The organism is Herbaspirillum sp. Sphag64 (assembly GCF_014192645.1).
GTDB lineage: Bacteria > Pseudomonadota > Gammaproteobacteria > Burkholderiales > Burkholderiaceae_D > Herbaspirillum.
In genome coordinates this window covers 233,046-259,868 of sequence record NZ_JACHYE010000004.1, presented here as the reverse complement: position 1 = coordinate 259,868, position 26,823 = coordinate 233,046, and the positions used below count along the sequence as shown (strand labels likewise).

The window sequence follows — 26,823 nt, the reverse complement described above, 5'->3', positions numbered from 1 at the left end:
CACAGGGCGCGCGGACACCTGACTTTTATTGTGATTGTGATCGCGATGACGGATGTCAGGCGGCGCTTATTGGCAGGTTGGCAAGGACCAGTTGGCAGGTCGGTCAACGCCGGCACGGAAATTCTTGCCGTCCGGCTTGTACCAGACATCCTGCGTGAGGCCGTAGCGTGCGCCGATTTTCTTCAACTCGCAGCTCTTCCATAACTTGGCGATTTCGCCGTTGACGGCTTGCAGCAACGAGGGGTTATCCTTGTTGATGCCGAACACCACCTGCCCCAGACCGGTCAGCAAGGGATAGTCAGGATTGTTGTCACTGAAGGCATTGAAATGCAGCTTCCATTGCGGATTGCGCGAGATCGCGTATTGCATGACTGGCGGATCGCCGATGACCGCATCAATACGGCCAGCAATCAGGTCGCGCACAGCGGCGTCTGAAGTATCGTAAAGGGACAGTTGCAGACCGGAGATCTTGCGTAGTTCAGGAATAAAGGAAAAGCCGGTGATGGTGCCCACCTTTTTGTTTTCCAGATCGGATAGCCGTGTCCAGTTAGTGCCGGCAGTTTGCGTGATGCCATTCTTGAAATACATGATAGGATCGGTCAGCAGCATGATCCGGGAGCGCTGCTCAGTCCAGCCCATGGTGCCCCCCATGATGTCGACCCGTTTCGATTGCACCGAGGCGATGGTGGCAGACCACTCCATCAAAGCCGGGCGGATCTTCAACTTCAGGGCATCGGCACTTTGCTGCAGCACTTCGCCATCGAATCCAACCATCTTCCCGTCCTGGTAACCGGTGCCAGGCATATCGCCGGTGAAGGCAATGCCCAGCGTGCCGGCGTCGATAGTGTTGGCCGTCTGTGCTGAAGCCACCGCCATGGCTGCACAACTGAGCATACAGACCATCAGTCTACTTGTGAACTTGATCTTCATTGAACCCTCCCTGGATGAATTTGACCGCATGGAATCTTCCATGACGGGATCAACTTTATGTCAGGGGAACGCTCTGGGAATTGCACCTTATCGCAAAAAAATAGAACGTTTAGGACATCCAAACTTCTCATGAGAGTTGCTTGCATAAAAATGAAAAACGGACCGCTACGTCAGGCGTGGTGGTCTCTGGCAGCGAACAGTGAGGGGATTATTCGGAAGTGTGGTCGCTGACGGCGCTGCGCAGCTTGGCTGGTGGAACGCCATAAACTTGTTTGAAGCCACGGATGAAATGCGAAGCATCGGCAAAGCCGCATTCATAGGCAATGGCAGTGATTGCCTTATCCGTTGTGAGCAGTAGCCAGCGTGCATAGCGCAAACGCATCAGACGATAAAACTCCTGCGGTGCAATATCCAGCTCATCCTGAAATTTGCGCCCCAGCTGGCGCACACTGACGCCAACCAGTTCGGCCAACGTGGCGATGGTGAGCGGGGCTTCCAGATTTTCTTCCATTAGCATGACGCAATGGCGAATGCTGACATCGTTGAGTGTGAAATATCCTAGCGCCTTGCGACGTTCCACAAAAGGTCGCCCACCATGACGCGTCACTGTCATCTGATAAATGACCTTGGAGGCGCGATCAGGGCCGCAATGCAGATGAATCAATTGCGCGGCCAGTTCGATCACGGAGACACCACCGGCGCAGGTTATACGGTCGCCATCGATCAGGTAGTCCGCATTGGTAATCACTCGCAAGGCAGGGAACATTCGACGGTAGTCATCAAAATGGAAGGCGTGCACACAGGCGACGCGGTCGTCAAGCAAACCTGCCTGCGCCAGAATGAAACTGCCGGTGCACATACCGATGATCGGAATACCTGCCTCAGCGACTTGATGCAGGTATTGCCAGTAACGTTTATCGACCTGCTCCATATGCGATAACAAGCCGCCGATGACAACCAGATAGTCAAACTGTTCAGGCGCGGACAAGGATTCCTGGACGGAAACCGGGATGCCGCAGCTGGCGATAACCTGCTCATGCTCGACACCAACGATCTTCCAGGAGCATCGCAATGGACGGCTTTGATCGCCGACATCGGCAGCATGACGCAAGGCGTCGCAAAAGCCAGCTAGCGAGAACAGTGGGAAGCGCGGCCACAGCAGAAAACCAATACTGAGCTCAGCATTGTTGTCCGTGCTATTGCGCTTGCGTGATTTGACCGCGGGACTGCGATCAAGGCGGTCGATGATCTCATTGCCTGACGATATCTCAGACTCAACTGGCTCAACAGCATCATGAAACTGGCTGTCGGGATTGACGGATGCGCGCATGGTCGGATAGGGCTGGGACTAGAGCTTATTCAGATTTAGGACGGCATTGAAAGGTACTAGATCATGAGTATAAGCGCACCCAGTGCAATACGATGATACTGCCTCGCAGCAGCTTGTCACGGTAACTGCTCATGCTCCAGCCGGAACAAGGCAACCATGTCGTTCAATCTGGCTGCCTCACTTTTGAGTGTCACCGAGGCGGCTGCGGCCTGCTCAACCAATGCCGCATTTTGCTGGGTGGAATGATCCATCTCCGCGACGGCCAGGTTGATCTGACTAATACCCTGACTTTGTTCACGCATGGATACATTGATCTCATCGATGATCTTGGAGACCTGATGAACCACGTCAACAATCTCTGCCATGCTGCGCCCCGCTTCCTTTACCCGCTCACTACCAGAGGCGACGCTTGACTCCGAGACGGTGATCAATTCTTTGATTTCCTTGGCGGCAACGGCACTACGCTGAGCGAGATTGCGCACTTCATTGGCGACGACTGCGAAGCCACGACCGTTTTCCCCAGCCCGGGCCGCTTCAACCGAGGCGTTCAGTGCAAGGATATTGGTCTGGAATGCAATCCCGTCAATCACACTGATGATATTGACGATATTGTCGGAGGACTTGCCAATCTCATTCATAGTTGCAACAACACCCAGCATGACCTGCTGACCTGAAAGTGCCCGTTCGCTGGCAATTTTGGCAAGCCTGGCAACTTGCGTGGAAGCGTCGGCTGAGTTACCGACCGCGCCTGTGAGTTGCTCCAGCGAGGCGGAAGTTTCCTGCAAATTGCCTGCTGCGATTTCTGTACGCATAGACAGATCACGGTTTCCCGATTCAATGTCATTCGTTGCCATCGATACCTGGGCGCTACCTTCACGAATCTGCTTCATCACGCCGGCAATTTTCTCGACGAAGGTGTTGAACGATAACGCTATCTGCGTGACCTCGTCGCGTCCTGTCACCGGGAGTCGGCGCGTCAAATCGCCAGTTCCTGAGCTGATTTCTTCCATTGCATTGCGTGCCTCGGAAAGCCGACGGAATGAACGTGCAGTTAACAACATACTGAGCAAACTTGCTGCCGTTGCCAATACCAGCACAGCGATGATGGATGCTCTCAGCACACTGCGCATACCTGCACTCGCTTCGTAACGATCAAGCGACACAATCAATAGCCAGTCTGTTCCCGGAATTGAACGTATCCGTATTAGTTTGCCTTTGCCCTCCAGGTCGGCTTCCAGCAACTGACTGGTTGCCGCCATGGATGCTAATGTCGATGGCGTCAGCGCCGGCACCAGCGCGCTAACAGACTTGAGAAGCTGTTTTTCATCAGGATGGGCAATGATGAGCCCGTCACGATCAACGACGAAACCAATACTGGATGGCGTCGGATGTATCGAAGCGACGACTTTACTGACCTTGTCCAGCGATACGCCACCACCGAGAGCCCCATCAGCTCTGCCTTCACGCATTATCGGAGAGGTAAATGAGACCAGAATGACGCCAGTTGCAGATCGATAAGGTTTGGTGATCTGGGATACCTGATTGCGCAGGCTCTCTTGGTACCAAAGACGTGTGGTGGGATCAAAGTCCTTGGGCAAACCGGGTGTGGTGGACGTATACGACTTGTCTTTCCAGCCGGCGGCGACAACGGAAAATCCCCCTGATTTCATCAAACTCTTGACCAGCATTCGCGGGTCCCCTGGTTCAAGCTCTTCCGCAATCGCAGCCACGGCAGTTGCCTTGGCTGCGCTCCACTCACCGACAGCAAGCGCGTTTGCTGTCGTTATCGACTCCAGATTCTGATGAATCGCTTTTTGACTATCCAAACGCACCAAGATATAAATCGCGCTGCTTGTTAAGGCCAGTGAAAAGATCACCGTGCTCGTCATGATGAGCAGGATTTTAGAACGGATCGAGAACGACATATCAACCTCCAACCGCCTATCGCGGGGAATCAGAACCAGAAAACTGCCATCAGCATGCGCAAGGTGTTAGAACTTGTACATCATGCCCAGCGTCACCCCGACACCACGTGAATCATTGGTCGACTTCCCCGTCACTCCAGCGGCATTTCCCTTCCACTTGGTATAGTCAGCTTCGAGATAAACGGATGTTTGTTTGGAGAGTGAATATTCCAGGAATTCAAAGGCACGATCAAAGCCGTCTTGAATATATCCAGTACTGTTTCGCGTTACCTGATAATAGGCAGTGGTCAGCAATAGCGCGGAATTAATGGCATAAGTGACCCCAGCCGAGGTAATACGCGCCTTGGTTTGGGTGTTGTTGCCGGTATTGGCGACGTTGTAGCCATAATTAGCTTTAAGGGTAAAGGAACCCATGTTGTAGGCCGCGCCGATGGTGTAGGCATCCAGCCCCAGATTGGCATTATTGCGAAAGTTCATGAAGGCGCCAGAAATTGCCAATGGCCCATTCTCGTAAGACAATCCTCCACCGATCGTCGACAGTGCCTCGGTGCTGCCGGCCACCTCGCCAGCCGAATACGTCAGCCGTGTGGTGAGCGGCCCGTTTGTCGTGCTGTATTTGAGCATATTGTCCAGCCGGTAGTAGCTATCGTTGTAGCCGCTGGTGCCATATTGTGTGCCCAGTGAATGGGTACCAAAAGCAGTATTGCTCAAGGCGGTCATTGTGATGTTCGGATTGAAGCTGGCGTCACGCATACCCAGCGGATCAACTGTGGACAGGGCATCAGCCAGGATCGTGGCTTGGCGACCGATGGTCAGCGTCCCGAGGCCGGATTGCATGCCGACATAAGAGAGACGGTCAAATAATTTATCGGATTTTGCTGTCGCGCCAGTGTCGGCAAGAAAGCCGCCTTCTAACTGAAACAAGACTGCCAACCCGGACCCGAGATCTTCGAGCCCTTTTACGCCCCAACGGCTGGTGTAATCAATGCCACTGCCGATCGACAAAACGGATTGTGCTGGAATGGCGGCATTACTCGCATTGATACCATTGCTGTAGCGGATACCGAGGTCAGTAATACCGTACAAGGTAAGAGAGCTATCAGCATGCGCTGCGCCTGCAAGCAGGCAAAGTGTGGGAAGAACTATTTTATGTTTCATTTCATCTCCTGGTTATAGATACACCTGTGCCTCGCACACGTAGCGAAAATAGATCGGTGATTGGATTGCCCTGGCGTTAACCAAGGTGGGATTGATTCAAATCTGGACGGCACCGCATAAAACACTCACAAGTAGAACCGCGAGCGCGACCAGCCATGTTCTAAGAAATGCATGTCGGATATGATGTCCGAAGTCGACCTCTGCCAATCCCGCCGCCAGGTAAGCACTTGCGATCATTGGACTGATCGCGAAGCCAACGTTTTCGCCGATCATCATTGCGCGTGCCACTGTCTCAGGGCTAATACCGAATGGCGCCATGACCTTTACCAGGAGAGGAAGAATGCCGAAGTAATAGGAGTCAGACCCTACACCCATACCTATTGGTGTCGCCAATACGCCGAGATATAAGTGCAGATAACGTGCTGCCGAAGCAGGCAAGACAGCAACCAGTTGAAGTGAGAGTTGATCCAGCATGCCACTTTTGGTGATAACGCCGAGAAAGACTCCTGCACACAACAATACGGTGGCCAGCAATAATGCTTCAGCAGAATGACGCTTCACCATCACCATCTGCGCGCCAGCAGAGCGATAGTTGACTAGCAGAGACAAGGCCAGCCCAACCATAAATACCAAGACACTCGGGATGTAGGGAAAGAACAGTAATGTGAGAATGACTGCCAATGTCAGGCTGAAGTTAAAGAAATAGCGCCAGCCAATCATTTTTTTGGCTGATGCAGTTTTGCCTGTTTTGTTTGCTTCGTCCACTTCAGCTGCCACCGCGGTGATCGTTACAGGAGTGGTGGCCTCAATAGGGTGCAGCGTCTCCCGTTTGCCGATCCACCAAGCAATACAGACGACGATCAATATCCCGACAGCCTGAGGTATCGCCAGCGGACGCCACAACGCAACTGGATCCATCTTGATCACACTCGCAGCACGTAGGGTCGCAGCAGTCCAGGGAAGCATATTCATGATCCCTGCACTCATCCCGGTGAGCATTGGGAGATGAAGTGTATTGATACCAATGCGTCGATAGATCGGCAGAAACGCGGTGATGGTAATGACATAGGTTGTTGCACCCGCACCATCAAGATGACAGATCGCGGCGACAACGACGGTAGCAATCATGACCAACGAAGGACTACTACCGGCAAAGCGAACTACCCAGTTCACCAGGGGATCAAAGAGGCCCTGTTCATTCATGGTGCTGAAAAACAGGATCGCAAAGATGAACAGTGCAACAATCGGCGCAACGATTGACATCCCGTGGGACACAAATCCAAGTATCTGATCAATGGAAAATCCAGCGATCACTGCGGCGCTCAGTGGTACCGCAATGAACGTAAACAGTGGCGAAGCACGCCCGCTCATCAGCAGCAACAATGTGATTAATACCGTCAATACAGCAAGCCACGACATATCCATGTCCCCAAATATTTTTGTAATTACGGTGAAGCCGTCCCACCGCACAGCTAGCAATACCGATGCAGCAAACGAACCTGGTTAATACACACCGCTCAGCCAGGAAATCGTGCGTCGTGCCAAAAACTCTGCGTTACTGTCCATCATCAGAAAATGGGTATTGCCTCGAATACCCTCGTCTGGAAGGTCTATCACATCAACGTGCACTTGACATCCACGCAGTGAAGCAACATAAGCGTCTACCGTATTTTTGTAGCGAGACCAGATCGGATGCTCCGTAATGTGATCACCCCACATGATCAGGTGCGCATGCGGATTAATCGTCAATGCGGCTGTTTCTGGCGCCCCAGATGGTTCCAGGGCAACGGTTGCCCGCACCAGATGCGGAAGTTCTGCCGCAGCCTTCAATGCAAACCCACCTCCCTGACTATGGCCGATGATGATCGCCGGACCTGTTTTCTCAAGGAGAGATCGATAGGCATTCATGGTCAATACCTCGTGATCAGCCCAGCGGGGCACCCACTGGCAGGCAAACTGATCGAAGTAGTCGAGCGGAAACAACATCTCCTGATAACTGACGCGCTGCGCGGGATCGGTGTGATAGCCCTCTCTCGTGCCGAGACGAAACATATCCCACGCTTCATTCTTGGTGCGGAACAACGGTGTGTCTGTATAAATATCGGGGAAGGCATTCCATCCTGCCCGACCACGTTCAACGGCGTCACAGACATACACATCGAAGCCCCCCTCCAGAAAGTAGTGGAGCCAGCCGGGCCTGCCATCCGGCGTTGTCTCCCAATTGACACCAGTCATTCCACCACCGTGCCACAAGATCACTGGATACGGATGCACAGGGTGTGCCTGCAGATATCCCTGAACATACATTTGCCCGGACTGGTAGTCGCCGTTGGGATCAATCGCTCTAGGCGTTCCACCTTGGGCTAGCCTACGCATCTCAGTTGGTCTCCCATGGAGAGAAACATTGCGGCTGCCAATATGGAAACTGAGAATATTTTTTAAGTGAAAAGCCATTTAATTCCTCGCGAAAAGCTGTTCGCTTTTTTGAGGAAAGCAACGAATACGTGGATGAGAGAGCCCCAGCAGAGACACTACGGCCTCCTCCATTTGCTCCATATAGCGGCTCATGACCGACGCATCACGTTTGGCTGATTCACGATAACGCAATTCGAGATAGATATCGCGACCATGAGATGAGGTCATTGTCGATAGCAACTGAATCTGTATCTTGTCGGCATCTGCGTTCAATGTGGTTTGGCATATCTGCGCTGCGCGCGCAACAAACTCTGCCATGGCGGCTTTTGAGGGTAGTTTTTCGGATGAAATAATCACGTTCAGGATAGGCATGACAGTCTGGTGAAGGGGTCGCTTGCGTGGATTTAAGTGGATTGATTTGAACGGATTGTATAGTCGGCAATTGGTGCGTACAATCGCAACTTTCTCATTAATTATTGCGTTATGAGCATCAATTACGATCTAGCGGAGTTACGCGCTTTTCTTGAAGTAGCCCACCGAGGAAGCTTTCACGATGCAGCCAAGAAGTTGAATCTTTCGAGCTCGGCGGTAAGTCGTCGAATTGCGGCGTTGGAAGAAGGACTCGACACACGACTGTTGAATCGGAGCACGCGCTCCGTTGTGTTGACTGATGCAGGAAGGAATTTATATGCATTAGCCATTCCGCTCATCGCGGCGCTTGATTATTCAGTGCGCGACAGCGTGCAGCAGGGATTAGGCTTAGGTGGGACGCTGACAGTTTCTGCAATCAGTACTGCCGCATTTTCGATTGTGCCGCAAACACTGCCTCGCTTTCGCGAACAGTTTCCCAATGTCCGATTGCATCTGTACGACGACACAGGCAAGCGTGTTCTCGATAATGTGCTTTCACGCAGTGTGACCTTTGGTGTCAATACCATCACGGAGCTTCATGCCGACATATTGTCCGAAGAGGTCATTGAAGATCCTTATGTGCTGGTCTTGCCCAGAGCGCTTCTTCCTGCGCGCCGTAGGGCATTGAATTGGAATGATCTGAGCAAGCTCGGCGACACCCGCATCCGTTTGGCCGGACTAGGAATATCTAGCGCGAACAGACAGCAAATCGACCAGACGCTGAAAAAACATGATGTAAACGTCCCTTGGTTTGACGAGGTCGAGAACCTGACAGCGATGCTCGGTCTTCTTCGCGCCGGCAACACGGTGGCCGTGATGCCGCGTCTGGCACTGGTTGCCTGTGAAGAATGGGGATTGACAACAATGGCACTGGATAAGCCCGGTATTGCCAGAAAAATTGGATTGATCCGTCGCCATGACACACCACTTTCCAAACCTGCGGAAGTCATGTGGAATTTACTGCGAGAGGCATTATTCCAGTATGCAACGACGGCTTGAATCTTGATCTGATTTGAAGACAAGGAACTATGTCGATAGTCGCCCAGAAGATACTCTAGAAAGTATTACCGGTCAGCACCTGCATCAGCCTTACCACTTGCCGCTCGGCTTCTGCAAGTGAATCAACGTTGGTAAAGCCCACCATCAAGGCGTGATGACGCGCATCACCTTTGGTCCATACGGACAATGCCTGAATACCAAAACCGGCTGCCTGGGCAGCTTGCGCCATGAGCCGATCATCTTGTCCGGCAGGGATATCCAGCAACAGGTGCATGCCACCATCATGCAGGCGTACCTTGAAGCCGTGCGCCTCGTAAGGCGTTAATGCTTCCACCAAAAATTCGCGGCGGCTTGCGTACAACGCTCTCATACGCTTGATGTGACGAGAGAAATAGCCATCCACGATAAATTCTGTGACGGCAGCTTGCTGCAGCTCTGGGCAACCGCCATAGACGGCATGATTGGCAGCGATGGTAAACGCCTCGACCAAGCTTGGTGGCACCACCACATAAGCCAGTCGCAACCCGGGAAACATGACCTTACTTAACGTGCCACAATAAATTACACGCTCGGCATCATCCAGACTTTTGAGTGCGGGCAAGGGATGCCCGCGGTATCGATACTCACTGTCGTAGTCGTCTTCTACAATCCAGCCCCTCTGCTGTGCAGCCCACTCCAGAAGCGACCGACGGCGCGACAAGCTGAGCGCGACACCGGTCGGACTTTGATGCGATGGCGTCACGATGGCGAGCTTTGCTTCCTGGTAGTGCTGCTGCGCATAAGCGACATCCAATCCTTGATCGTCAACCGGTATGCAACACGGCTGCACACCCAGTTGTTGCAGTACTCTTGCTGTCGGTGGATAGCCGGGATTTTCTATCCATGCCTGGCTACCGCTGAGACCGGCTTCACCGGCGTTGAGCGCCAGCGCATTGATGGTCAGCGCCAGCCCGGCCCTATACGAAGGGATAATGAATAATTGTGCAGGCGTCGCCTCAATGCCACGGGACGCGCCAAGGTAACTGATCAATGCGCTACGCAGCGGCGCATACCCCATCGGTGATGGATTGGTCAACGCGTGCGAATGCGCAATCTGACGTGCCATCAGCCTTTGCCACAACTTGCGAGGGAATGCATCCAAGGCAGGCAAACCGAGCTGCAGTGCCGCCGGTACTGCACCACCAAAGTCAATTTTCACTTCCCGCGCAGCAAGAACATCCACGCCGCTCGCGGGTCGGGGGTCTGTGGCATGGAGTGCATGGTGTTGTCGGGCCTGTTGCGCAAGCTGCGCGGCAGCGACAAAGGTACCTGCCGGGCCGCGCGCAACCAAATAGCCCTCGCCAATCAGACGATCGTAGGCGACCTGAACCGTACCGCGGGCAACCCCCAGCTCAACGGCCATCGTCCGCAACGACGACACGCGCTGTCCGGCCTTTAACTGCCCTTGTTCAATCATGTTGCGGAGGCGGCTGTAGATTTGCGCATGCAGATTCCCGCTGGTGGTCGATTGATCTTTGCTTATCTTGCTCATGGACTAGTCGAAATGACAAAACATGTGCCTGTTGTCTTCATCAGGGATCTCCGATACTCGCGTCTTGTCCTGCATATAACGCAATGGACCAGATCGTATGTTAATTCGAAATTTCATCGACCTTCTTCTACTCCATGGTAAATAATTTAACACTTAGACACGCGGAAACAGAAGCTGACATCACAGCCTGTTTTACCGTCATGCAACAGTTGCGCCCAAAGTTAAAGAGCGCCGACGAACTCAGCCAACATCTATCAATTCAGCAGCGTCAAGGCTACCGCTTGCTTGGGCTGTGGCGTCAAGAGCGGCCGGTCGCACTGGCCGGTTATCGTCAGCTCGACAACCTGATTCATGGACGTTTCATTTACGTTGACGACCTGGTTACCGCTAGTGATGAGCGTGGACACGGACACGGTGAGCGGCTTATCGAAGCATTATGCGACATCGGCCGCGATCAGCAATGTGACCGACTCGTACTCGATACTGCGCTATCCAATTCGCTGGCGCAACGCTTCTATTTCCGCGCAGGCTTGTTGGCGCTTGGACTTCACTTCACTATGAACTTGTCATGAAAACACTTCGCACTCTGGTCATCGATTGCAGCCCGCGCGGCGGCAATGCGACCAGCCGCCATCTGACCAAACTCTTGTTACCCAAACTGGCTGACTATTTTGGACAGCCCGTGACAACCACCTATCGACGCCTCGGCGTTACACCGCCAGAGCCAATTTCTGCCGATTACGCTGATTCCCTGCTGATTCCCGTCACGCAGGCCAAGGAGCAATATGGCGCGGTATTGACAGGCTCCGATACGCTCATTGAAGAGCTCAAGAACGCCGACGTACTCTGGATTTCCACCCCGGTACATAATTTTACTGTGCCAGCAGTGTTAAAGAACTGGATTGACCTGGTGGTTCGTAAGGATGTGACATTCGTGACCACCGAGACCGGCAAACATGGCTTACTGCCTGACCGCCCTGTCTTCGTTGCCGTCACTTCCGGCGGTAGCATGTTTGCAGAACATTGCGGCCAACCAGATTTCTTTCGGCCTTACCTGCGAGCGATTCTTGGTGTCATTGGACTGACCGATATCACCTTCATTCCGGTGACCGGACTGGCACGAGAAGCGTCACCTCTAGAGGTAGTAGCGACGCGTGCTGCGGAATTCTTGAAACCGACAGCATCTCAGTGTGGTTGAGATTACGACACCCAGAATAAAAGCCAGCACTCTGCAGAGGGCTGGCTTTTATTGGGCACCAGGGTCTCATGAGCGCAACAGCAAACGAGAATGGGAATAACGAGGGCAAACAACGATACCGGACCAGGTAAGTGATCTTGGCCCCATATCAGCAATGTCCAGGTTGAACGGTAGGGGGCAAATTATTCCGGCGTCTTGCCCACCATCTTTGCCGCGCGCAGGAAATCAAAATCCACCCCCTGATCAGCCTGCGTCACTGTATCCAAAAACAGCTTCGCATACCCACGTTCAGCAGTAGGAATCACCACCGGTTTTTCTTGCGTACGTCGCGCCAATTCCTCGTCGGATACCAGCAAGGTAACCTCTCGCTGCTTTACACTCAAACGGATCAGATCGCCGCTGCGCACGTATGCCAACGGACCGCCAATCGCGGACTCAGGTGTGACATGCAACACGATTGTGCCGAACGCAGTACCGCTCATGCGGCCATCTGAAATGCGCACAATGTCTTTGACACCAGCGCGTGCAAGTTTGCGCGGAATGGGAATGTAACCAGCCTCCGGCATACCTGGCGCCCCCTTGGGACCGATGTTTTTGAGTACCAGGATATCGCGCTCCGTGACGTCCAGTTCGTCACTGTCGATCCGGTTAGCCATGTCTTCGATATTCTCAAAGACTACCGCACGTCCTTCATGCTCCATCAGTTGCGCGTTGGCGGCAGACTGTTTAATGATCGCACCACCGGGTGCCAGATTCCCACGTAACACCGCGATACCACCTTGTGGAAAAATCGGGTTGCTGGCGGGCCGAATGACGTCTTGTGGAAAGGGCTTTCCGGCAAGTTCGATTTCCTCACCCAAGGTGCGTCCGGTGACTGTTAAGGCGTCAAGGCGTAGCAACGGCTTGAGCTCATGCAGCAAGGTCGCCATACCACCTGCGTGGTGAAAATCTTCCATGTAGTGTTGACCTGAAGGCTTCAAGTCCAGCAATACTGGCGTCTCACGCCCCATGCGATCAAGTGCTTCAAGATCGATTTCCAGCCCCATACGGCCAGCGATCGCAGTGAGATGCACAATGCCATTGGTCGAGCCACCGATGGCCAGCAAGACCCGCATGGCGTTTTCGAACGCCGCAGGCGTCAGGATTTTATCGATCGTCAACCCGTCACGCGCCATCTGTACCGCCTGCGCACCGGTTTCTTCCGCGATGCGGATACGATCTGCGGTCACGGCCGGTGGGGAAGCACCGCCAGGTACCGTCATGCCCAGGGCTTCGGCAATGCAAGCCATGGTGCTGGCAGTGCCCATGACGGAACAAGTACCGACACTGGCAACCAGTTGATTGTTGACCTCTGAAATTTCTTCAGCATCAATTTCTTCAGCACGGTATTTACCCCAATAGCGCCGGCAATCAGTGCATGCGCCTACGCGTTCGCTGCGGTGACTCCCGGTCAGCATGGAACCGGTAATGAGCTGAATCGAAGGGATACCTGCTGAGGCCGCGCCCATGAGTTGCGCCGGCACAGTCTTGTCGCATCCACCAATGAGTACCACTGCATCCATCGGTTGTGCACGGACCATTTCCTCGGTGTCCATGGACATCAGATTGCGCAGGTACATGCTGGTCGGTGCGGAGAAACTTTCGTGGATCGAGATAGTGGGAAAGTCCATCGGCAAACCGCCGGCCAGCATCACGCCTCGCTTGACCGCTTCGATCAGCTGGGGTGCATTGCCATGGCAGGGATTGTAGCTGCTACCAGTATTGACAATGCCGACCACCGGACGCTCCAGCGCCTTGTCGGTGTAGCCAGCGCCCTTGATGAAAGCTTTCCGGAGAAACAGCGAAAAGCCTTGATCTCCGTAGTTGGTCAGTCCCTTTTTTAAACCTTTTTGTTGGGGTTTCATCTATCTTTCTCCTCGCTGCATGGTCACCATAGCCGGCAGGTATCGGCTGATCACTGGATGCCATTATTGTTAAAACCCGCGATGAACGTTCTGTTCCTCGTCAGGGTACGGATGTTGATTCTGAGCACTTTCATTACGAAAAACAATTTGGCATTGCTTGCTTAAAAAGAAAATATTTTTTACTATCGAAAAATGGACATCCGATATATACAAAGCTTCGTCACCACCGTGGAATGCGGCTCCATCGCTGAGGCTGCACGACGTCTGGACCTGACTTCTGCCGCGCTCGCCGCCAGAGTGAGAGCGCTCGAAGAAGAATTAGGCACGCCACTGCTGAAGCGCTCCGGGCGGTCGGTAAAGCCAACTGCGGTTGGGCTCAACATTCTCGATAGCGCGCGCAGCATGTTGCGCGAAGAGCGCGACCTGCGTGCGATGGCGATCAAGGGCTTGCCAGTCGGGGAATTACGCTTGGGCACCTTTGTCTCGGCACTGACCACCGTACTACCGCCTGTATTGCGCACACTCTATGCCCAACACCCCGATCTTTCGGTGTCAGTCGTATCCAACGCATCGATCGAACTGTGCCGCATGGTAGCCTCCGGCGAACTCGATGCAGCAGTGGTCGTCGAACCCCAATTTGCCATTCCAAAAACCTGCGAGTGGTCTCCACTGATGGACGAGCCACTCGTGGTTGTCGCCCCTCTTGATCTGGCCGATCGCGATCCGCATGATTTGTTACGTACCCAACCATTCATTCGCTATGACCGCTCCGTCTGGGGCGGCCAGCTCGCTGATCGCTACTTGCGGGATCACGGTATTCGCCCACATCAGCGCCTTGAAATTAACGGACTGATGTCAATTGCGGTCATGGTCGACCATGGACTTGGCGTGTCGCTGCTACCCGACTGGTCGGCACTATGGTCGGGAGGACTGTCGATTGCTCGCGTATCCTTGCCCCGGCAGGCACCCGTCCGACGAATTGGATTTATCTGGGGCGTACAAAGCCCTCACTCTCATCTCGCTGAACTGTTTCTGGAACACGCTGAAGAGGTCTTTCGCACGAAGAGCAACAAACGTAAGCCGCGTAAGTAGTGCCAGCGACATAAGTCGCCGGCAGCGACTAAGTACTAACGATTCACGAGGCGACTTGGAATGCAGGCCCAGATCAATAGAGCCGCCAAGGTCAAACTCACGGCCACCAGATACAAGCCTGAAGATAGCGTACCGGTGAGCGCCTTGAGTGCACCAATAGCAGTGGGACTGATGAAGCCAGCGAGGTTGGCCGTTGCATTAATCAGCGCGATGCCGGCGGCGGCACCGGCCCCGCCAAGAAACGAGGTCGGTAACGCCCAGAACATCGGCAATGCACTGACTACGCCCATCGCGACCATCGTCAATCCAGTCATCGATAGCATCGAGCTGTGTACGCTGTTGGCACATACAACGAATCCGCAAGCTGCAAAAAGTGCCGGGACGATGACATGCCAACGACGCTCGCGATGCCTGTCAGCGCTGCGCCCCATCAAGATCATCGTCACCAGTGCTGCGGTATAGGGGATGATCGTCAATAAGCCAATCAGCTTCGGATCCGTAATACCGGTCCCCTTGATGATTGTCGGCTGCCAGAAACTCAGTGCATACGAACCCATGATGATGCAGAACAAAATCAATGCCAGTAACCAGACGCGACCAGATCTAAATACATCGGTGACCGATCCATGGGTCTTGACCTTATTGTCGAGATCAATATCACGTTGAACCATCGCCCGTTCTTCCGCGCTCAACCATGCGGCATCAGCGACGCGATCATTCAGATGGCGCAACACCATGAACCCGAGTAAAACACCGGGAATGGCTTCGAGAATAAACAGCCACTGCCAGCCATGCATGCCCATGACGCCCGCCATGGAACTCATCAAAAATCCGGATAACGGCCCACCCAACATACCCGACACGGGATTACCCGCAGTCAGCAAGGCGACCATGCGCCCACGGCGATGTGCAGGAAACCAATAGGTCAGAAAGAGCAGCATTCCTGGGTAAAAACCCGCCTCCGCAATCCCCAGCAAAAAGCGTATGACATAGAACTGCAAAGGGCTGGATACCCAGGCTGTGCACATGGACAGCAGGGACCATGTGATCATGATACGAGCGATCCAACGACGTGCACCGAGCTTATGCAGCAAAAGATTGCTGGGCACTTCAAAGAGAAAATAGCCAATGAAAAATACGCCTGCACCCAGTCCGTAGATTGCTTCGCTGAATTGCAGATCATTGAGCATCTGCAGCTTGGCAAAGCCGACGTTGACGCGATCAAGGTAGGCCATGACATAGCAGGCGAACAGCAACGGGATGAAACGTATTGCAATGCGCTTGTAGACGGCACCAGCAGTATCAGCAGTAACTTCCGGATCGATATGGACGGCAACGTCCCTGACATCGTCGCCGACTTTGTCGACGAGCACCCTTTCCTGATTGATGGAATTCACATCTGTCTCCGCGTGTTATGTATTGGAATAATTAGAAACCGGTATCTGAGCGCAGTAGTGTCACTGATACACGGTTTTCAATACAGCAGCTAGTATCAGGTTCAGACCAAAAAATGTTTTTGGTTTGTAGATGCAGGAGGGATGTCTGGTAACGAAGATAAGCGTTCACACTGCCTTCTCTACGCTGACGGACTCTAAAGCTTAGTAATAAGCTAGCATAGGGAGAAATGCTAGCTGCTAGCAAAACAGCAACAGCTGCAAAGTAACATCTAGACGAAGCAAGACTAATTCAACCCGGCCAGCTTCGCCGCACTCACCTCACGGTCATAAGTGGCTGCATCGAGCAAACCCAGCGACAAGGTCGCCGCGCGGGGCGTGATGCCCTCTGCCAGTGCCTTCGCGGTAATCTGTGCGACCTTGTCGTAACCGAGAATCGGATTCAGCGCGGTCACTTGCAGTAGCGCATTGTCGATATTCGCTACCAGCCGCACCGCATCTACTTCCAGTCCCTGCACCAGTCGCCGTGCAAACACGCGTGCGGCATCCGCTATCACACGAATCGACTGCAACAGATTGTTAATTAATACCGGTTTGGCAACGTTCAATTCAAAATTGCCGGAGGCGTTGGCGATGGTGATCGTCGCGTGGTTGCCCATCACTTGCATGCAGGCCTGTGCCAATACTTCTGCAATGGTCGGATTACGTTTGCCGGGCATGATCGAGCTGGTAAGGCCGTCGTCAGGAATTTTTAATTCACCGAGACCACAACGTGGCCCGGAACCGAGCCAGCGAATGTCGTTGGCAATCTTGATCAATGACGTCGCCAGCACATTGAGTGCACCGGATACTTCGACCAGTGCGTCATGCGATGCCATTCCCTCGAACTTGGATGGATTGGGAGAAAAACAGTGATCGGTCAGGGCACTGATTTCTTCACAAAAAAGGTGATCAAAATTGGGGGGAGCATTCAACCCAGTCCCAGCTGCCGTACCACCTTGCGGCAAAGACAACAGGCGTGACATGGTCGCATCCAAACGATCAATCGCATGACCGATCTGATGAGAAAATGCGTCGAAACTCTGTCCCATCGTCATGGGAACGGCATCCATGAGATGCGTGCGTGCGATCTTCAACACATCGGCGAAAGCAGTCGCACGCTCTTGCAGGCTATCGCGCAACAATGCCAGCGCAGGCTTGAGCCGCTCCTCCAACTCCAGTAAGGTAACCAGATGCATCACTGTCGGAAAGCTGTCATTGGAAGATTGCGAGGCATTGACATGATCATTGGGGTGAACTGGCGATTTCGTGCCCAAGGGCTGTCCCAACAACACATTAGCCCGATTAGCGATCACTTCGTTGGCATTCATATTGGTTTGCGTGCCCGAACCGGTCTGCCATATCGTGAGCGGAAAGTGCTCATCGTAGCGCCCCTCCCGTAACTCACTTGCGGCGCTGATGATGGCATTCGCGATCGTGGCCTCAAGCACACCGCAGCGCTGGTTGGCACGTGCTGCGGCCATTTTTTGCAATCCGAATGCATGCAACAGACAGGCGGGAAAACGTTCTTCACCAACCTCAAATACGGCCAACGCGCGCTGTGTCTGCGCGCCCCAATATTTATCGGCCGGAACGTCGACAGGGCCAAAAGCGTCATATTCGATACGTGACTTGATCATGTTCAATCCAGTGCAATTCAATACAATGACGATGCATCCACTCAACAGGACGACAGTGCAATGATTTAGCGAGAGAAAACAGACAAGCCGTCAGCGCTGTTGTATTGAAACTTCGCAACCGCCCCTTGCAACGTCCGCGCCTGCTCTTGTAGCGACATTGCTGCTGCCGCCGCCTCCTCCACCAGTGCGGCATTCTGCTGGGTGACTCCATCCATTTGCGCTACCGCCTTATTGATCTGATCGATGCCGTCTTTTTGTTCATCGGAGGCGAGTGAAATTTCGCGAATGATGGCGCTTACTTTGCGCACGGCATCGGTGACTTCCTGCATGGTGACACCAGCCTGCTCCACCAGCAAAGTACCGCTGTCGACTTTATCAACCGATGCGTCAATGAGCTGCTTGATCTCTTTGGCCGCGATGGCAGAACGTTGCGCCAGGCCTCGCACTTCGCTGGCGACCACTGCGAAGCCCCGTCCTTGCTCGCCGGCGCGTGCAGCTTCGACGGCAGCGTTGAGCGCAAGAATATTGGTCTGAAATGCAATGCCGTCAATCACGCTGATGATGGCCGACATCTGGTTTGAACTGCTTTGTATGTCGCGCATGGTATGCACTACCTTATCGGTCACTTCTCCACCGCGCATAGCAATCGATTCGGCCTCGCTGGCGATGGTGTTTGCCTGACGCGCGCTCTCCGAATTCTGTCGCACAGTACCGGTCAATTCTTCCATGCTGGCAGCGGTCTGCTCCAGCGAGGCGGCCTGCGCTTCCGTGCGCTGAGAGAGATCAGCATTGCCTGATGCAATCTGACTTGTCGCCGTTGCCATCGAATCGGTCGACTGGCGCACGGTAGTGACAGTGGCACGCAATCCATCTCGCATGTCTTTCAGACCGCTCATCAATTTTCCCATTTCATCTTGGGACTGGATGGAAATATGCCGGCTCAGATCTCCTGCTGCGATCGCTGAAAAATGCAACAATGCCTGATTCAGAGGACGCGCAATGGCGCGCTGCAAACCCCATCCACAAAGCACTCCGACGACAATGCCGAGGACGATCATGCCGATGGAGATGAAACCCACGGTGCGAAACTCGCTACTGAAACCATCATAATTTTCCTGACCATGCCTGAGAAGATACTGATCAAGTTGGGTTCCCCCTTTGGTGAACGCCAACGCCAGAGGCGGAGCAATCTGCATGGTGATCTTGTCAGCCGATACCGTGTCCTTGCTCAACAATGCGGCCAACGTGGGCTCTATCGCCTGTTGAATGAAGGTGTTGCGTTTGCTTGTCACATCGTCAGCGATAACGCTCTCTTCTGCGGACTTGGGCAACTCCAGATAACGACGCCAGGCCTTGTCGGACACCTTCAGGTAATCTCTGGTCTTGTCGACCAGTGCCTTGATGTCACCTGATTCGGGATGCAGCAAGGCTCGATCAATGGCGATGCGGGCAACGGTAAGGTTGTACTTGGATTCACCGATCGCCAGTGCCGAAGCCAGTTGAACGGAATAGGTTTCATGCAAGGCCACTTCACCTGCCCGATTGGATATCTGACCGATCACACCGACGACGATCAGCAGTAATACCAGCGTAGAAATGGCGCCGGTGATGCGTGCTTTGATCGATATTCTTGACAACATTTTCTGCCTCACTGAGGCGCTCACGATGAAAAGAAGCGCCATATCCGAAAGAGTTAGGGATAAAAACCGATCAATCCTTCGGTGGTTAAACGATAGGACAGACCGGTTCGCTTTATCGCGCGTTGATCAACCAGCACTACATGTTGACGTCTTGCGGTTGACTGATTCTGCTCACGCTCATCGCGTCATTGAGGCTATTAAAACCTTCATCCACCTCCGCCATCTGCGGATAGCGTTCCGGATGGAGATGCTGATCCGCCGCAGCGGCATCGAACGTCCCCGACCATTTCGCCACGACAACGGTTGCGACGCTGTTACCGATCGTGTTGCAGGTGGCAATTGCCATCGACAAGAAACGATAGACGCCAAAAATAACCGCCAGACCTTCCAGCGGAAGAACGCCGGTCGACGTGACGGTCGCGGCAAACACCACGAAAGAACCTCCCGATACCGTCGCGGCGCCTTTGGAGGTCAACAACATCAGCAGCAAAATGCCAATCTGTTGATCCAGGCCGAGAGGAATACCATACGCGTGCGAGATGAACATCACTCCCATTGCCATGAAAATCGAAGTGCCGTCGAGATTGAAGGCGTAACCGGTAGGCAGCACCAGGCCGACCGTCTGTTTAGCGCACCCCAGACGTTCGAGCTTGATGAGCAGACGCGGCAAGGCACTTTCAGAAGATGCCGTACCGAGTACGATGAAGATCTCTTCCTTGATGTAACGCAAGAAGCGCCACAGGCTGAAACCCGCAAGCCTGGCGATAGAACCGAGCACCACCGCCAGAAATAGAATGATCACACCATAGAAACCCAGCACCAATTGTGCTAACGCCACCAACACGGCCGTACCATTGCTACCCACGGAATAGGCAACTGCACCGAATGTGCCAATGGGTGCCAGTTTCATCACCAGATTGATGAAAGAAAACAGCACTTCCGAAATGTAATCCAGCCCCACATTGACTTTTTCTCGACGTGCATCGGGAATAGCCAGAATCCCGATGCCGACCATCACGGCCAGCACCACGACTTGCAACAGTTCGCCCTTGGCAAAGGCCCCGATGAAATTGTCCGGCACAATGTGCATCATGAACGACAGGAAGCTTTGCGTTTGCGCCTTCCCCACGGCCGGTGGCACTGCGCCTGCGGTCAGGTGGCTCATGTTGCTGCCAAGTTCAAGCAAATTCCCCGCTAGCATCCCGATCACCAGCGCAATCGTTGAGACGACTTCGAAGTAGACGATGGAGCGCCAGCCAACGCGGCCTGCGCTCTTGACGTCACCTGCAGAGGCGATCCCGTGGACAATGGTCAAGAAAACCAGCGGTGCCACACCAGCTTTGATGAGAGATAGAAACATATCTCCCAGTAGTTTTAGCTGTATCGAGAATGTCGGGAACAAAAAGCCGACCGCGATGCCGAGTACCAGCGACACCAACACTTGCATACCGAGCTTGCGATACCAAGGTATTTTTTTAGACGTTGTATTCATTATGTCTCCTCCGCCCCGATCAGGCCTTGACCTCACGGGATAACTTAAGGGCCTGATCCACCATGTGTGGAGCGAGACCCAGATAGTTTTCAGGGTTCGTCAAACGATCAATCGTGGCCCGATCAAAATGCTGCGTCACCTGAGGCATCGCGGCCAGCGCATCGGCCAGCGAACCACCGTTTTCGTTGGCACTGCGACAGGCGTCGTAGACGATATCGTGCGCCTGCTGGCGACCGATCAACGGTGCCATGCCCATCATCACCGCTTCGGCAACAATGAGGCCCTTGCTGATGCCCAGATTGGCCTTCATCCGCGCGGCATCGACGATCAAGCCACCCAGTGCGAATTTGGCTTGATGGAGGGCACCAGCGGTCAGGATAAAACTCTCGGGGATGGCGATCCATTCAGCATGCCATGGTCCTGTGGCGCGCTCGAAGTCCTGCACCATGGCGTCGACCATCAGGCCTGCATGCTGGCGTACGGCCTTGGACGCGGCCAGCATCAGTTCGCTGGAAATTGGATTGCGTTTTTGCGGCATGGTGCTGCTAGCGCCGCGACCTTTGACAAAAGGCTCATAGACTTCGCCGAATTCAGTCGATGCCATGATCATGATGTCGAGGGCAATCTTGCCTAGTGAACCGGTGACCAATGCCAGTAAATTGATAGCCTCTGCAAACCCGTCACGAGCGACATGCCACGTCGTCGCCGGTACGCCGAGATCGAGCTCTTCGGCCAACGCACGCTGCACTTCAAATCCTTTGTCACCCAGCGACGCCAGCGTTCCTGCCGCACCGGCAAATTCAACCACCGCAACGCGTGGATACAACTCGGCCAGACGCTGCTGATGACGGTCGAACATGGCCAGCCAGATCGCCACCTTATAGCCGAATGTGACCGGCAAAGCTTGCTGCAGGTGGGTGCGCCCCGCCATCGGCGTGTCACGATGCCTGGCCGCCAGATCGGCCAATATCTTGCGCAGTTCGCGCACTTCGTCGGCCACGATCAGCAGCGCATCGCGCACTTGCAGTGCGACCGCCGTGTCCATGATGTCTTGTGTGGTCGCGCCCCAGTGTACATAGCGCCCGGCCTCACCACACATGGCCACCAATTGGTGTACCAGCGGCAGAATGGGATAACCGACGATGTCAGTCTCATGACGCATATGTTCAAAGTCGATACGTTCGATGGTCGATTCTTTGGCGATGACCAGCGCTGCGTCTGCCGGGATCACACCAACGCGGGCTTCCGCTTTCGCCAGGGCGACCTCCACATCAATGTAGCGTTGAATCAAGGCGTGGTCAGAGAACAGCTTGCGCATCGCCGCCGTCCCAAACGCATCACGAAACAAAATGGAGTCGACAACCGTGCTAGCTGTCGGAAAAGCTGAAATCGACATAAAAGGCCTATGTATATGTTGAAGCATGTAAGAACAACGCAAGGAATTGGTCTCGTCCGTGAATTTTTATTATGTTCGGACATAATAAATATAATATGTTCGAACATATAACGCAACACGTATTTAGACTTCCGCGGCATAATTGCCTTATGAACTCTTTGCCAACAAAATCCAATTTCGTCGATATTGCGCAGCACCTGACTGAAAGCATCAGCTCCGGACGCTTCCCCGTCGGCAGCCTTCTCCCTACTGAAATGGAGCTGTGTCATCACTACGCGACCAGCCGCCATACCGTACGCGCCGCGTTGCACGAATTACAACAACTAGGTCTGGTGTCTCGTAAAAAAAATGTCGGAACGCGCGTGGAATCGGCCCGGCCGACCAATGAGTTCAGGCCATCGCTCGCATCGCTGGACGACCTCATTCAGTTCGGCAATACCCACGTGCGCAAGCTGCAAGGCGTAGCGAGTAAAAAAATCGAAGGGGATCTGGCGAAAGACCTGCGGTGTGAGGCGGGAAGTTCATGGATATGCATCTCCAGCCTGCGCATGAATAGCGCCAATGATCGCTTACCGGTTGGCTGGACAGACGTCTACATTGCGCCGGCTTACGCAGAAATTGCCGAGATCGTCCGCCATTCGCCGGGTGTGCTGATCAGCACATTGATAGAAACACGCTACGGCAGGCGAATAGAACAGATAGAACAGGAAATCCGTGCCGTGACGATAGACGAACCGATGGCGCATTCGTTGCAGGTGGCTGTCGGCACGACAGCACTAAAGATCATCCGCTGGTATTCGGATGCGACGGGAAGTGTATTCGAAGTCTCGATATCAATTCATCCAGCGGAACGATTCTCCGTATCCATGCTGTTGAAACGGTCGTGACGTCGAGGCTCCTTAAAATTCAGATGAAATTTCATCAATGCACCAGTCGGCTATCGACAGGTGCATATATCTGTTTGATGCTATTGCTTCACGTCGGTACCGGCTCCCGATGACAAAGGAGCGGGATTGGCTCCGATACTATTGAGAAATGGTCCGACGTCTTTCATCCATTCTGGCGCGTTTTTAATCGCATCGAAGAAGGCATGTCCATCGGAGCCGTACCAAGGCAATTGGACAAAACGAACATCCACATGCTGATCGAGATAAGCATTGAGCAAGCGCTTGGCCAGTGCTGGACCAAAGAACCTGTCATTTTTGGCGTACAGCCAGAGCATAGGTACATGCGTGGTGCTGGCATAGCGAGAAAATGATTCAACCAGACGGTCTTCATTGCAAACAAAACTGGCAGTTTGAGAACCCCGACCACCGGCAAAGTTGATCACACCAATCACGCCAGGCTTGTTAAGGCTGGCCGTTGCCAGCACGGCCACACCACCGGTTGATTTACCTAATAACACGATGCGGTTGGGGTCGACATAGGGCTGGGTCTTGACGTAGTCGATGACAGCACTGATATCACGGGCGCTACCCAGACCTGCCTCAAAGTAATATGGATCATCACAAGTATGATAGCCGTCATTGCCTGGACCATCTGACTTACCGTAGCCACGTCGAATCGGATTGATGACAACAAAACCCATGGCCGCAAACAGATGAGCCTGTTCCTGATAAACGTCCGTCGTGGAAATGCGGTCATTACCGTTGCGCGGTGTGCCATGATTGATCAGCAGCACGGGAAAGGGACCATTACCCTCGGGGCGGTATAAAGTGCCGACCAGATTCAGGATGGTGGGCGAGCCCTCTTTCAACTGGACAGGGATATTGATCTGTTGTTCGGTAATTTCCGCGACGGCGGCATTGCTGAAAAATAATCCAGCGGATAAAACACATAAGGCATAGAGCAAGAAGCTATTTTTTTTCATGAGTGGATTCGATCTAGTTATTGCTACCTTGTGGGTAAGTTGTTCACGGCAAAAATAAGTTTTACCTATGCGGTGATGCATTTTCTGATGTATTACTCTGATTAGGTTTGCCGTACTGTATCCGTAAAACTTCTTCAGGCTTATAAAGATTGTTTTTCACCAATATATTGACATGAGCTTTCAAAAGCATGACTGAATACTGAAAACATCCTGAATTTACAATGTTTTTCGATATGAAATAATTAAAAATACTACTCAGCATCTCTTAGTTAGACTTCTATCGGATTATTTTTTCAGCATTGAATCAATTCGAATATTTCTTTAATTAAGATGATGAGAGAAATTGCGAAACATTAAATGACAAAAACACACATATATTCAATTACTTGTATTGACCGGACATCGGGTTTCAAATCAAAAAGGTAATACGCTAATAGAAAATTATCACTTCGAAGTATTTTGGATATGTAAACGGAAAACGGCTCAGATACTGTATATCTGAGCCGTTTTTTACAGAATGAGAGCAGGTATCGATTAGAACGGAATATCGTCATCCATATCAGAGAAGTTCGGTGCCGGGCGATTAGCCGCTGGTGCACGTGCCGGAGCACCGCCACCACCACCCGCATTTTGACGCGCTGGAGCTGGCGCACCGCCACCATAGCCGCCATCATCAGATGCGCCACCACCCATGCCTTGACGACCACCCAGCATTTGCATGGTGTCGGCAATAATTTCAGTGGTGTACTTTTCCACGCCATCCTTGTCGGTCCATTTGCGTGTTTGCAGACGGCCTTCAACGTAGACTTGTGAACCCTTCTTCAGATACTGACCAGCAATTTCTGCCAGCTTACGATAGAAGGTAATACGGTGCCACTCGGTGAGTTCTTTCTTTTCGCCGGAGTTCTTGTCTTTCCAGCTTTCGGTCGTCGCCACGGCGACGTTGGTGACGGCGTCGCCATTCGGCATGTAACGCGTTTCCGGATCACGTCCGAGGTTACCGACGATGATGACTTTATTGACCGATGCCATTGTTTCTCCTGAATTTCAAATTAAGCAGTCGCACTCGCCGCCGGCAGGCCGCGACGAGGCAGGTTTTTCATGTTAGATGCGATTATAAGCCAGGTCAGGGTCGCTACCCCACACATCAGGAACACCGACGATGCGCCACAGTATTGCTTGAGCACACCACCCAGAGCACCGCCGCAGAACATGCCGAGCGACTGCAAGGTGTTGTAGACGCCCAGCGCCGTCCCTTTGGCAGCCGGTGGCGCGACCCGCGAGACCAGCGATGGCTGACAGGCTTCGAGGATGTTGAAGGCAATAAAGAAAGCCAACAGCAAGGCGACCAGAATCCACCAGTTCACGACCGTTTGTGACAAGGTTGCCCACATGCCGAGTTGCACCAATAACAACAGAGAGATAGCGCCGACGAAGATTTGTTTCATCATGCCGCGCTTTTCGCCGATGAAAACCGGCGGCAACATGAAAATGAAGGAGATCAAAACCACCGGCAGATAAATCTTCCAGTGTTCGGCCACCGGGATGCCAGCATATTGCACCAGTGCAGCAGGCAGCACGACAAACATGGCCATCTGCGTCATGTGCAATGCAAAGACACCAAGATTCAACCGCATCAGCTCTGCGTGGCGCAGAACTTCTCCAAACGGCACGCGCGTCGCCTTGACCATTGGCGCATTCGGCACCACGAATAGCACCACCGCAATCGCAGCCAGCGCCAGCACGCCGGTGATGGCGAAAATACCGGACATGCCGATCACCTTGTAGAGCAACGGCGATATAACCAGCGAGACCGCAAAGGTCAGTCCAATCGAGGCGCCAACCATGGCCATGGCCTTGGTGCGATGTTCTTCGCGGGTGGAATCGGCGATCAGCGCGGTCACAGCGGCTGAAATCGCACCTGCGCCCTGAATCGCACGACCGATGATGATCCAGTGGATATCGGTCGCGCCAGCGGCAATGAAAGAGCCCAGCGCAAACAGCAACAGACCAGCCACAATCACCGGTTTACGGCCATATTTATCGGATGCAATGCCGAACGGAATCTGACCAAACGATTGCGCCAGACCGTACATCCCCATCGCAAGACCGACCATCATGGCGCTCTGTCCGCCGGGCAGCGTATGCGCATAGACCGCAAATACCGGCAGGATCAGGAACAGGCCCAGCATGCGCAAGGCAAAGATCGATGCCAGTGAAGCGCTGGCGCGGACTTCGGCGCCGGACATGTCGGCGTGCAGATCAGACTCGGACTGGGGTGATGTCATGGATGTGGTGATACAAAGACTTTTGCTGGCTATGACGGTTTTTAATACTTATTTCAACATTTTTACCAGCTTTTACTGAATTCACTGGCTCACACTGACTATTGCTCGTCTGCACTATCGAGGTATTAAACGGTAGCGCAGGCAATCAAGTCCGCCATGTTATCAGCAAAC

22 protein-coding genes are annotated in these 26,823 nt (G+C 53.3%); 5 read left to right on the top strand and 17 right to left on the bottom strand.

Translation table 11 applies throughout. The features are described from left to right. Positions 1–66 precede the first annotated feature (66 nt). The 7 genes from FHW66_RS09860 to FHW66_RS09830 all read right to left on the bottom strand — a co-directional run bounded on the left by FHW66_RS09860 (position 67) and on the right by FHW66_RS09830 (position 8,130). Positions 67–930, bottom strand: coding sequence for an ABC transporter substrate-binding protein (locus FHW66_RS09860; RefSeq protein ID WP_183379601.1), 864 nt, complete (start codon positions 928–930; stop codon positions 67–69). Positions 931–1,138: 208 nt separating this feature from the next. Further along, on the bottom strand, positions 1,139–2,260 hold the full coding sequence (locus tag FHW66_RS09855) for a GlxA family transcriptional regulator (protein WP_183379600.1): 1,122 nt from the start codon (positions 2,258–2,260) through the stop codon (positions 1,139–1,141). Between the two features lie 116 nt (positions 2,261–2,376). Next, entirely contained in the window at positions 2,377–4,185 is a 1,809-nt protein-coding gene (locus FHW66_RS09850) for a methyl-accepting chemotaxis protein (RefSeq protein WP_183379599.1), read from the bottom strand. Positions 4,186–4,251: 66 nt separating this feature from the next. Further along, positions 4,252–5,343, bottom strand: coding sequence for a porin (locus FHW66_RS09845; RefSeq protein ID WP_183379598.1), 1,092 nt, complete (start codon positions 5,341–5,343; stop codon positions 4,252–4,254). 96 nt (positions 5,344–5,439) lie between these two features. After that, on the bottom strand, positions 5,440–6,762 hold the full coding sequence (locus FHW66_RS09840; protein WP_183379597.1) for a CitMHS family transporter: 1,323 nt from the start codon (positions 6,760–6,762) through the stop codon (positions 5,440–5,442). Positions 6,763–6,846: 84 nt separating this feature from the next. Continuing rightward, positions 6,847–7,719, bottom strand: a complete 873-nt coding sequence (locus tag FHW66_RS09835; protein ID WP_255458898.1) for an alpha/beta hydrolase-fold protein — start codon at positions 7,717–7,719, stop codon at positions 6,847–6,849. A gap of 78 nt (positions 7,720–7,797) precedes the next feature. Beyond that, positions 7,798–8,130: a hypothetical protein gene (locus FHW66_RS09830; protein ID WP_183379595.1), complete on the bottom strand. Its 333-nt coding sequence runs from the start codon at positions 8,128–8,130 to the stop codon at positions 7,798–7,800. Positions 8,131–8,241: 111 nt separating this feature from the next. On the opposite strand from FHW66_RS09830, the gene FHW66_RS09825 reads away from it, so the two are divergent. Next, a complete protein-coding gene (locus FHW66_RS09825) occupies positions 8,242–9,168 on the top strand; it encodes a LysR family transcriptional regulator (protein ID WP_183379594.1) in 927 nt (308 codons plus the stop codon). A gap of 55 nt (positions 9,169–9,223) precedes the next feature. Here the strand turns inward: FHW66_RS09825 and FHW66_RS09820 are convergent, their stop codons facing one another. Then, positions 9,224–10,699 (bottom strand): PLP-dependent aminotransferase family protein, encoded by a 1,476-nt coding sequence (locus FHW66_RS09820; protein WP_183379593.1) that lies wholly within the window; start codon positions 10,697–10,699, stop codon positions 9,224–9,226. A gap of 200 nt (positions 10,700–10,899) precedes the next feature. Here FHW66_RS09820 and FHW66_RS09815 point away from each other — a divergent pair, with 200 nt between their 5' ends. Then, positions 10,900–11,271 (top strand): GNAT family N-acetyltransferase, encoded by a 372-nt coding sequence (locus FHW66_RS09815; RefSeq protein WP_370543439.1) that lies wholly within the window; start codon positions 10,900–10,902, stop codon positions 11,269–11,271. After that, a complete protein-coding gene (locus FHW66_RS09810) occupies positions 11,268–11,897 on the top strand; it encodes an FMN-dependent NADH-azoreductase (RefSeq protein ID WP_183379591.1) in 630 nt (209 codons plus the stop codon). The genes FHW66_RS09815 and FHW66_RS09810 overlap by 4 nt, the downstream gene beginning before the upstream one ends. 182 nt (positions 11,898–12,079) lie before the next feature. Here the strand turns inward: FHW66_RS09810 and FHW66_RS09805 are convergent, their stop codons facing one another. Then, positions 12,080–13,801 (bottom strand): IlvD/Edd family dehydratase, encoded by a 1,722-nt coding sequence (locus tag FHW66_RS09805; RefSeq protein ID WP_183379590.1) that lies wholly within the window; start codon positions 13,799–13,801, stop codon positions 12,080–12,082. 192 nt (positions 13,802–13,993) lie between these two features. Here FHW66_RS09805 and FHW66_RS09800 point away from each other — a divergent pair, with 192 nt between their 5' ends. Further along, entirely contained in the window at positions 13,994–14,893 is a 900-nt protein-coding gene (locus FHW66_RS09800) for a LysR substrate-binding domain-containing protein (RefSeq protein WP_183379589.1), read from the top strand. Between the two features lie 35 nt (positions 14,894–14,928). Here FHW66_RS09800 and FHW66_RS09795 read toward each other — a convergent pair whose 3' ends face one another. The 5 genes from FHW66_RS09795 to FHW66_RS09775 all read right to left on the bottom strand — a co-directional run bounded on the left by FHW66_RS09795 (position 14,929) and on the right by FHW66_RS09775 (position 22,494). Continuing rightward, a complete protein-coding gene (locus tag FHW66_RS09795) occupies positions 14,929–16,218 on the bottom strand; it encodes an MFS transporter (RefSeq protein WP_370543441.1) in 1,290 nt (429 codons plus the stop codon). Between the two features lie 356 nt (positions 16,219–16,574). After that, on the bottom strand, positions 16,575–17,966 hold the full coding sequence (locus FHW66_RS09790) for a lyase family protein (protein ID WP_183379588.1): 1,392 nt from the start codon (positions 17,964–17,966) through the stop codon (positions 16,575–16,577). Positions 17,967–18,031: 65 nt separating this feature from the next. After that, positions 18,032–19,606 (bottom strand): methyl-accepting chemotaxis protein, encoded by a 1,575-nt coding sequence (locus tag FHW66_RS09785; RefSeq protein WP_183379587.1) that lies wholly within the window; start codon positions 19,604–19,606, stop codon positions 18,032–18,034. A 136-nt stretch (positions 19,607–19,742) separates the two neighbouring features. Then, positions 19,743–21,098, bottom strand: a complete 1,356-nt coding sequence (locus FHW66_RS09780; RefSeq protein ID WP_255458897.1) for a cation:dicarboxylate symporter family transporter — start codon at positions 21,096–21,098, stop codon at positions 19,743–19,745. Positions 21,099–21,117: 19 nt separating this feature from the next. After that, complete coding sequence (locus tag FHW66_RS09775; protein WP_183379586.1) at positions 21,118–22,494, bottom strand: adenylosuccinate lyase family protein; 1,377 nt, start codon at positions 22,492–22,494, stop codon at positions 21,118–21,120. 149 nt (positions 22,495–22,643) lie between these two features. Here FHW66_RS09775 and FHW66_RS09770 point away from each other — a divergent pair, with 149 nt between their 5' ends. Beyond that, on the top strand, positions 22,644–23,381 hold the full coding sequence (locus FHW66_RS09770; RefSeq protein WP_183379585.1) for a GntR family transcriptional regulator: 738 nt from the start codon (positions 22,644–22,646) through the stop codon (positions 23,379–23,381). Between the two features lie 80 nt (positions 23,382–23,461). On the opposite strand, the gene FHW66_RS09765 is transcribed toward FHW66_RS09770, so the two are convergent. From FHW66_RS09765 to FHW66_RS09755, 3 genes are all read right to left on the bottom strand, one after another. Further along, the gene (locus FHW66_RS09765; protein WP_183379584.1) at positions 23,462–24,364 is read right to left on the bottom strand and encodes a S9 family peptidase; all 903 of its coding nucleotides are present in this window, start codon (positions 24,362–24,364) and stop codon (positions 23,462–23,464) included. A 534-nt stretch (positions 24,365–24,898) separates the two neighbouring features. Next, on the bottom strand, positions 24,899–25,396 hold the full coding sequence (gene ssb, locus FHW66_RS09760) for a single-stranded DNA-binding protein (RefSeq protein ID WP_183379583.1): 498 nt from the start codon (positions 25,394–25,396) through the stop codon (positions 24,899–24,901). A gap of 20 nt (positions 25,397–25,416) precedes the next feature. Further along, positions 25,417–26,613, bottom strand: a complete 1,197-nt coding sequence (locus FHW66_RS09755; protein ID WP_183379654.1) for an MFS transporter — start codon at positions 26,611–26,613, stop codon at positions 25,417–25,419. Between the last annotated feature and the right edge of the window lie 210 nt (positions 26,614–26,823).